This window comes from Mesorhizobium sp. dw_380 (assembly GCF_018588885.1).
In the GTDB taxonomy this organism is placed as follows: domain Bacteria; phylum Pseudomonadota; class Alphaproteobacteria; order Rhizobiales; family Rhizobiaceae; genus Mesorhizobium.
Window position 1 is genome coordinate 1 of sequence record NZ_JAFFIW010000104.1, and the last position, 1,817, is coordinate 1,817.

The following is a 1,817-nucleotide window of genomic DNA, read 5'->3' on the forward strand; positions in this document are numbered from 1 at the left end:
TCGCCGACGGCAAGGCGTGGAACGAGGCTCAAACCGGCGCCGGCCGCGACCAGCCGGGCAATGGCGCCGATGCTGCCGACTTCGGCCGCGAGCCTCGGCGCCGCCATGCCCGCTTCGGCAAAAGCGGTGTCGAACATATGCCGATAGATGCATCCAGGCTCCGTCGCCACGAAGCGCAGCGCGGCAAGCCCGGCGAGGTCGCATGGCGCGGTGCCCGCAGCCGCGACCAGCACCAGCGGTTCGGCTGAGATCGTTCGCCTGGCCAGGCGTTCATCGGCGGCGCCTTTCGCACCATCGCGTCGCGCGAAGCAGAAGGCGACATCGATGCCGCCGTCCTCCAGCAGCCGCAGCAGCGTGCCGCTGTCGGTCACCTTCATCCGCACCGCGATGTCGGGATGGCCGGCCTGAAACCCCGGCAGCCAGGGCGCCAGCCGGGCCGAGGCGATCGTTTCCAGTGCGCCGATGGTCAGGGTTCCGCCGGTTTGCCCGGCAGCCAGCAGCACCGCCGCGCGTGCCTCGCCGTCGAGCCGCAACAGATCTTCGGCGATCGGCTTCAGCGCCAGCCCCGCCGGCGTCAGCTCCAGGCCGACCTTCGAGCGCGTGAACAAGGCAGCACCCAACTCGGCCTCCAGGGTCTGGATCTGGTCGCTGACGCTCGATTGCGCGAGGTGAACCACCTCGGCGGCGCGCGTGACATTGCGGCTGCGCGCCACCGCAAGGAAGGTCTTGAGCAGTCTCGGATGCATCGCCTGGCCGGAATCGTTCGGCCTACTGCAGCTGCGGCTTCTTCAAAAAGCTGCCGCGGTCGGCGGATTTCACCCGCAGCCAGGTTTCCCGGCCGTCGCGCACCACGCGCATCGGGATTTCGGCGCCCGCCGAGCCGCTGTCCCAGAGCTTGCGATAGAAATCGGCGAGCCCGTCGACGGCGCCGTCGCGGACCTCCGAGATGACGTCGCCTTCGCGCAGGCCGGCCTTGGCGGCCGGGCCGCCTTCGGTCACGCTCATCACCACCACCTTGCCGTCGCTTTCGGCCGACAGCGCGCCGAGCCAGGGCCGCGGCGGCCTGGCCACCCGGCCGCGCGTCAGCAGATCGTCGAGGATCGGCGGCAACAGATCGATCGGCACGACCATGTTTATGTCGGCAACCTCGCCGGCGCGGCTCATCTGCAGGCGCAGCGAGCCGATACCGAGCAACGCGCCATCGGCGTCGAACAGCGGCGCGCCGCCCCAGGACGGATGCGCCGGCGCGATGAAGATCGCCTCGTCGAGCAGATACTCCCAATAGCCGGCGAATTCCTGCTTGGTGACGATTTTGGCCTCGACCGCCCGGCCGACACCGTCGGCAAGCACGACCGCGTCGCCGATCCGGGCCTTGCCGGCATCGCCCAGCGCCACGGCCGGCAAGCCGGTCGGCGCCAGTGCCTGCACCAGGCCGAAGCCCGATTCCTGGTCGTAAGCCAGCGCGTGCGCGGGGACGACACGGCCGTCATGCGTGGTCAGCCAGACCTCGTCGGCCTCGGTGATGAGATAGCCGATGGTCAGCACCAGCCCATCGTCGCGGATGACGACGCCGCTGCCCTCCCTGAGCGTGCCCAGCGCATCAGCCGTGAAAGCATCCTCCGGAACCGTGGCGCGCACGGCAACGACGGAGCGCGGATTGGGATTGATGGTCATGCTTTTGTCCTGCGATGCGAATGCCGTGGCGGCTTTTTCTATAGGTATGGCTCGGAGGGGAAGGTGCAAGGGTAGAAGAAATCCATTCGCCAATGTTGGCGCTGCCCCTCATCCGCCTGCCGGCACCTTCTCCCCGTATAGTG

General features: G+C 68.7%; 2 protein-coding genes. Both read right to left on the reverse strand.

Annotated elements, in window-relative coordinates:
• Positions 1-746, reverse strand: a 746-nt coding sequence (locus JT360_RS33005; RefSeq protein WP_214477596.1) for a LysR family transcriptional regulator, incomplete at its 3' end; no start/stop codon positions are given.
• Positions 747-768: 22 nt separating this feature from the next.
• The gene (locus tag JT360_RS33010) at positions 769-1,674 is read right to left on the reverse strand and encodes a S1C family serine protease (protein ID WP_214477598.1); all 906 of its coding nucleotides are present in this window, start codon (positions 1,672-1,674) and stop codon (positions 769-771) included.
• Positions 1,675-1,817 lie beyond the last annotated feature (143 nt).